At 46.5% G+C, this 6,301-nt stretch carries 9 protein-coding genes and 1 other RNA gene; 6 read left to right on the top strand and 4 right to left on the bottom strand.

Annotated elements, in window-relative coordinates:
- Positions 1-232: 232 nt before the first annotated feature.
- Positions 233-718: an allophycocyanin subunit alpha-B gene (locus C7B77_RS21450; RefSeq protein WP_106309631.1), complete on the bottom strand. Its 486-nt coding sequence runs from the start codon at positions 716-718 to the stop codon at positions 233-235.
- A 284-nt stretch (positions 719-1,002) separates the two neighbouring features.
- Positions 1,003-1,500, bottom strand: a complete 498-nt coding sequence (locus C7B77_RS21445; RefSeq protein ID WP_106309628.1) for a pentapeptide repeat-containing protein — start codon at positions 1,498-1,500, stop codon at positions 1,003-1,005.
- 128 nt (positions 1,501-1,628) lie between these two features.
- Between C7B77_RS21445 and C7B77_RS29365 the strand changes: the two genes are divergently transcribed.
- Positions 1,629-1,844, top strand: a complete 216-nt coding sequence (locus tag C7B77_RS29365) for a hypothetical protein (protein WP_146138436.1) — start codon at positions 1,629-1,631, stop codon at positions 1,842-1,844.
- 113 nt (positions 1,845-1,957) lie between these two features.
- Here C7B77_RS29365 and def read toward each other — a convergent pair whose 3' ends face one another.
- Together def and C7B77_RS21435 are read right to left on the bottom strand one after the other, a co-directional pair.
- The gene (gene def / locus C7B77_RS21440; protein ID WP_106309625.1) at positions 1,958-2,485 is read right to left on the bottom strand and encodes a peptide deformylase; all 528 of its coding nucleotides are present in this window, start codon (positions 2,483-2,485) and stop codon (positions 1,958-1,960) included.
- Between the two features lie 200 nt (positions 2,486-2,685).
- Positions 2,686-3,108, bottom strand: coding sequence for a peptidylprolyl isomerase (locus C7B77_RS21435; protein WP_106309622.1), 423 nt, complete (start codon positions 3,106-3,108; stop codon positions 2,686-2,688).
- Between the two features lie 232 nt (positions 3,109-3,340).
- On the opposite strand from C7B77_RS21435, the gene rnpB reads away from it, so the two are divergent.
- The 5 genes from rnpB to C7B77_RS21405 all read left to right on the top strand — a co-directional run.
- Positions 3,341-3,787: RNase P RNA component class A (rnpB, locus tag C7B77_RS21430), an RNA gene on the top strand.
- A gap of 36 nt (positions 3,788-3,823) precedes the next feature.
- Positions 3,824-4,570 carry a ribonuclease III gene (rnc, locus tag C7B77_RS21425; RefSeq protein ID WP_106309619.1) on the top strand — a complete coding sequence of 249 codons (747 nt, stop codon included), beginning with the start codon at positions 3,824-3,826 and terminating at the stop codon, positions 4,568-4,570.
- Between the two features lie 205 nt (positions 4,571-4,775).
- Positions 4,776-4,973 (top strand): 50S ribosomal protein L35, encoded by a 198-nt coding sequence (rpmI, locus tag C7B77_RS21415; RefSeq protein WP_015158016.1) that lies wholly within the window; start codon positions 4,776-4,778, stop codon positions 4,971-4,973.
- 125 nt (positions 4,974-5,098) lie between these two features.
- On the top strand, positions 5,099-5,455 hold the full coding sequence (gene rplT / locus C7B77_RS21410; protein WP_015158017.1) for a 50S ribosomal protein L20: 357 nt from the start codon (positions 5,099-5,101) through the stop codon (positions 5,453-5,455).
- Positions 5,456-5,540: 85 nt separating this feature from the next.
- Positions 5,541-6,301: transporter substrate-binding domain-containing protein (locus tag C7B77_RS21405; RefSeq protein WP_106309616.1), on the top strand; the 761-nt coding region annotated here is incomplete at its 3' end.

Below are 6,301 nucleotides of genomic sequence, written 5' to 3'. Positions count from 1 at the left end.
CGGCTCTTCATTACTTAGTATGCTGATTTCCGCCCAGATTGATAGCTAACAAGGGATTGAGCCTAAAATCTATTATTGTTAGATTTTTCAGCCATTTTTGGCTTAGCAGTAAGGATTTCGGGTCAAAAAGCTGAGATTAGCATACCAGGTGATGAAGAGCCCACAAAACAACCCCCAGCATTGCTGAGGGCTGTTTTAACATGCTTACGATCCATTAATGGCAAATGGCGATTTAGGACATTTCCTGAATAATGAAGTCAAAATAGGGAGCTGCGGCTGCGGCATCTTCCTCGCTCAGACGGCTCAGAGCTGCTTCCTTAAGAGCCGCGATCGAGTCAGCCATCCCAGCAACGGGAACGCCTAAAGAATTGTACATATCGCGCACGCCAATCAAGCCAATTTGCTCGATCGGCCCTTTGTCGCCAGCAAGTACTCCATACGTAACTAAACGTAGATACCAACCGTAATCTCTGATGCACTGAGCGCGTTGTTTTTGTCCAGAAGCATTACCACCAGGCGCAATATAGTCAGGGTGTAGCTTCCACAACTGTTTACTAGCTTGCTCGACGATTTTCTTTTCACCTTCTGCCAAAATGGTGACGATCCGAATCCGTTGTTCGCCAGTTTGCAGAAATGATTGAATACTTTTGAGTTCTCCAGTACTGGGGTACCGGAGATCGTCGTCCGCTTTTAGAATAACTTGACTAACTACACTCATATTAATTGGGATCTATTTTTAGATATCTTCTATTAGAGTAGTTTAGCTACTCTCGGTGCCACAAGTGAAGCGATCTGTCTGGGTATATGAGGATCTTTGGCAAATCTTTACAATTTGGAGTTGGGAGTTGGGAGTTGGGAGTTAGGAGAGAGGGAGACGAGGAGACTGGGAGACGGGGAGAGCACATTATTCTCTTACCCATCACCCATTACTCATTACTCATTACTCATTACTCATTACTTATCCACCCATCCACCCATCCACCCATCCACTCATCCACCCCTCTACCGACAACCCAAACTATCTCTCGTCGAGACTCCAGTCACGGGATTAATGCCGTCAGCGCGCTCGCATAGTAGTTTGGCTTGCGCTCGATCGACGATCGCATCGGTAAAATCAGCACCCGTAACTTTGGCTCCATAAAATCGAGATCGAGTCAGGGTGGCTTCGGTTAAAATGGCATTGGACAAATCGGCTTCGTCGAACGTGGCTCGATCGGCTAATGCGCCAGTCAGATTGGCTCCTGCTAAATTTGTTTTCAACATTACTGCCATTGTCAAGATGGCGTTGGTTAAATTAGCCCCGCTCATATTTACGCCGCGCAGTTCCGAGGAGACGAACACCCCACCCGTGAGATCTTGTCCAGAAAAGTCGCGATCGGTCAAATTAATTCGACTAAAATTGGTCTGACTGCCCACTGCGAGAGTAACATCGTTGATACCCACGATTACCCACATCAGCACGACGATCGTCAGCCGAGTCAGCCATTTACGAAAAAACATCGATACGGACTCCAAGCTCGTCATTATTTTTAGATTAATACTTACATGTAGATATTGTACAGGGTAGGCTTTAGGCTTTAGGTTTTAGGCTTTAGGCTTTAGGCTTTAGGCTTTAGGCTTAATGTATTGTGGAACTGCCTTCCACTCATTACCCATTACCCATTACCCAAATGAAGATCCAACTTGTCGAAATCGAAATGGACATTACCGCCGCGCCAGGAGAGTTAGCGATGGCGATCGAGTCAAAACTGCAAGAATGGGGCGAACCCCTGCGGTGGGCGATTACAGCGGTCGATCGCGAGACAAATATCGCCCAGATCGAGGCGATCGCGATCGCGGAATAGTCAACAGTCAGGTTGCTAAATCTACTTAGAAATCGCGCCTAGAGTCATCATCGATCGATACTAGCTTCAGGTTTGTGTAAATACAAATATTCGTAGAAAGCTAGATCTATCGACTAATCGAAAGCAATTTTCATATATTCAGATTCTGCGATTAAATCTGTAGATGTAGCGACTCGATCGGGAAATAAAATGCCGTCCAAATGATCGAGTTCGTGTTGAAAAATCCTGGCGATAAAATCAGTTAGTTCTTGTCGGACTAACTCTCCATGCTTGGTAAAATATTTGACCTCAATCGCGCGATCTCTTAGCACCAAACCGCGCTGTCCCGGTACGCTCAAACACCCTTCCCAACCTGCTACCAATTCCCCAGATCGATCGACAATTTCCGGATTTATCATGGCTGTAGGTTCCATCGTCGGTGCGTGCGGATAGCGCGGACTCGGACGCGAAGCGACAATAAATAAGCGCATCGATGCAGCTACTTGTGGCGCGGCAATGCCGACACCATTAGCCGCATCAGCCGTAGCAATCAGATCGGTAATTAGCTCGTCAAGTTGTAGCTCTGAAATATTCGCAATTGCAGTCGATCGTTGACGCAAAATCGGACTGCCAATTTCCGAAATTTGAAGAATTTTATTCATAGTTGAGAGTACCTCAGCAGCAGCACGATCGAGTGTTAATTTCTGGCAGGAATGAAACCGAATAGTTTGGCACTACCAGCAAGAATGGCTGGGGAGGGAGAAAAGGGGAGACTGGGGACGGGGAGAATAAAGAACGCAATTCCCAAACCTAAAGCCTAAAGCCTAAAGCCTATTATTCCCTATCCCCTATTCCCTATCCTCTAGTCGTGTTGAATCTTGACAGATAGCATTTTATCGCCGCCTTTAATCGCATTGACGACATCCATATCTTCAGTTTGACCGAAAACAGTGTGTACGCCGTCTAAATGCGGCTGAGGAGAATGACAGATAAAGAACTGACTGCCGCCAGTATTTTTGCCTGCATGTGCCATGGAGAGCGTCCCTGCTTTGTGCTTATTGGGATTGATCTCACAATTAATCTTGTAGCCAGGGCCGCCAGTACCAGTACCTTGGGGACAGCCGCCTTGAATCATAAAATTATTAATGACGCGGTGAAAAGTTAACCCGTCGTAAAAACCTTTTTCTGCCAAATCGACGAAATTCTTGACAGTATTAGGAGCATCAGCATCAAAAAACTGAATATTGATAGTGCCCTTTTCCGTTTCGATCGTTGCGCGAGTCATAGTTATGGGATGAATGATAGCCAGACTATTTTAGCGCAGTTTTTGAGTCGGCTTGTGCTTGAGAGTAACTCAGTAGTGCGATCGAGTAAGGTAGACTTGGCGATAAGTTGCCACCGATCGTCCAGAAGGTAATCGCGATAATTTTAGCTCAATTCTCCATCGAGCCATAACTCGATCGGAAAAATGACTGACAGATGTCCGATGATGACCATGTACAATGATTAATTGAGAGAGAGTAGGTGAGGTGGTTGCGAGTTCGCTCGTCGAATTCGAGGAAAGTCCGGGCTTCCTAAAGACCAAACTTGCTGGGTAATTCCCAGTGCGAGCGATCGTGAGGATAGTGCCACAGAAAAATACCGCCAATTTAGGCTTTAGGCTTTAGGCTTTAGGCTTTAGGCTTTAGAAAATAGGGAAACACCCTAATATCTACCTCCTAACACCTAACACCTAAAGCCTAAAGCCTAGACTGGTAAGGGTGCAAAGGTGCGGTAAGAGCGCACCAGCAGTATCGAGAGGTACTGGCTCGGTAAACCCCGGTTGGAAGCAAGGCAGGATCAGTGGTTGGTCTTTTCCCCGTTCCGTTACGATCCGCTTGAGGTACTTGGTAACAAACTACCCAGATAGATAACCGCCGTCTCGCAAGAGATAACAGAACCCGGCTTACGTTCCAACTCTCTGTCTTGGCGCACACAAACGGGAGGAAACCTCCCGTTCGATGCGCCGCTCTCCATTTTTTGCATGTAAAAAACTACTGATGTATCCACGGCGACAACAAGAATTAGAGAGGCTGATTGTTCGGTTGGGATTGCCTGAAGATACTCAGCTCGACTGGTCATTATTGGATATTGCGTTGACGCATCCAACAGTCGGAGTGCCCAACTACGAGCAGTTGGAATTTATCGGCGATTCAGTCGTGCGGCTAGCTGCATCAGAATTTTTATGGGAAACTTATCCCGACAAATCCGTCGGTGATTTTTCGGCGATTCGGAAGGTGCTGGTGAGCGATCGCATTTTGGCGCAACTGGCCGATAGTTATGGATTCGATCGCTATCTCACCCTTGCCGCCTCTGCCGTCGGCGACCCGTCGGGACGCGTGTCGCGTTTGGCAGATGCCTTTGAGGCAGTTTTGGCCGCACTATATCTGACCACGCACAATCTTAAATTAATCCGACCCTGGTTAGATCCGCATTTTCAAAAATTAGCCACCGAAATCCTTCAAGATCCCGCACGGCAAAATTATAAAGACGCGCTCCAAGAATGGACGCAAGCACACTACAAAGCTCTACCAGAATATCGCGTCCGCGAAGATGCCGTCAAAATCGATCGGTTTCAACGCTTTATCGCTGAAGTCTGGTTTCGAGATCGACATCTCGGCACGGGTACCGGACAATCCAAAAAAGCCGCCGAACAAGCAGCAGCGAAAGCAGCCTATACGCTGTTGATGGAGCAGAGTAGGGGATAGGGGATAGGGAATAGTGGATAGTGGATAGTAAATATGAACGCAAGCGTCCTTTTGCGATCCATTACCCATTACCCATTACCCATTACTCATTACTCATTACTCATTACTCATCCACCCATCCACTCATCCACCCATCCACCCCCTATCCATTTCCAGCCTCGATCGAGTATAATAGTAAATTGTGTCTAAACATACTGAAAATTCCATGCCGAAACTCAAAAGCCGCAAAGCAGCAGCGAAGCGTTTTCGCGCTAGCGGCAGTGGTAAAATTATGCGCCGTAAGGCATTTAAGAGCCACTTGCTCGAACACAAAAACGCCGATCGTCGTCGGAGCCTATCAAAAGCAACTGCGGTTGACGAGACTGACGTACTCAGAGTACGTGGGATGCTCCCCTACTTGTAAATTATCGAATTTCGATAATTTGTAAGATCCAGACACTGGTAGCTTGAGGACTGACGATAGTTAAATTAATAACTATCCATAATGCCGTAGAGCAATTTTAATCACCAACTAACATCATTTAAACTATGACTCGGGTAAAGCGCGGTAACGTGGCGCGGAAGCACCGCAACAAAATTCTCAAGTTAGCCAAAGGCTTTAGAGGTTCTCACTCTAAACTTTATCGGATTGCTAACCAACAAGTAATGAAGGCATTACGGAATGCCTATCGCGATCGCAAAAAGAAAAAACGCGACTTTCGCCGTTTGTGGATCGCACGGATTAATGCTGCTGCTCGTCAGCATGGCATGAGCTACAGCCAACTAATCGGCAACATGAAAAAAGCCGACATCCAACTCAATCGCAAGATGCTCGCGCAAATCGCCATCCTCGATCCAGCTAGCTTTGAAGCAGTAGTGAAATTAGCCGCAACCGCAGCAAAATAGATTTTGAGTGGATAGTGAATAGTGGATAGTGGATAGTTCGTCTTTCACTATCCACTATTCACTTTAAACTATTCATCAATTTGTTATGAAGAATAAATGTCAATCTAATCGATTTAAATCTTTATTCTTCGCATTAGTATCGATCGCGAGTATTGTTACTTGGCAAATCCCAACTCCAGCCGGAACCCTGAAAGAAATTCAGCAACGCCGAAAATTAATCGTCGCAGTCAAAGATAATTTACCATTACTCGGATCCCGAGATCGATCGGGTAATTTACAGGGGTTGGAAATCGATATCGCCCGTAAATTAGCCACCGAAATATTTGGCAATCCAGAATCGATTCAACTCGTCCCCGTCGCCAATCAAGATCGCCTCAAAGTAGCGATCGACGGTAAAGTCGATCTGACAATTGCGAGAGTCACCATTACACCCACTCGATCGCGAGTAGTCGATTTTAGTCGCTCTTATTATTCAGATGGTACGGCAATAATTACTAACAGAGCTAACATCGTCAAAAATAGTGACTTAGCGGGCAAAAAAGTCGCCGTATTAAATAACTCCACCACCATCGGCTCGCTGCAATTTGTTATCCCCGAAGCTAAGTTAGTCGGCGTCAATAACTATCGTCAAGCCCAATCGCTACTCGCAACAGGCAAAGTTGTCGCCATCGCCGCAGATCGAAGCCTGCTGCTAGGCTGGAGTAAAACCGAGCCAAAATATCGGCTCTTACCCGATAAATTATCTACCGAAGCCTTGGGTATTGTCATCCCCAAGGGAATGCAATACGATCCATTACGAGAATTAGTCGATCGATCGATCGATCGCTGGCGCGCCGACGGCTGGCT

The organism is Chamaesiphon polymorphus CCALA 037 (assembly GCF_003003845.1).
In the GTDB taxonomy this organism is placed as follows: Bacteria; Cyanobacteriota; Cyanobacteriia; order Cyanobacteriales; family Chamaesiphonaceae; genus Chamaesiphon; species Chamaesiphon polymorphus.
Note: the sequence above shows the minus strand (reverse complement) of the source record. Positions and strands in the feature narration are given on the sequence as shown.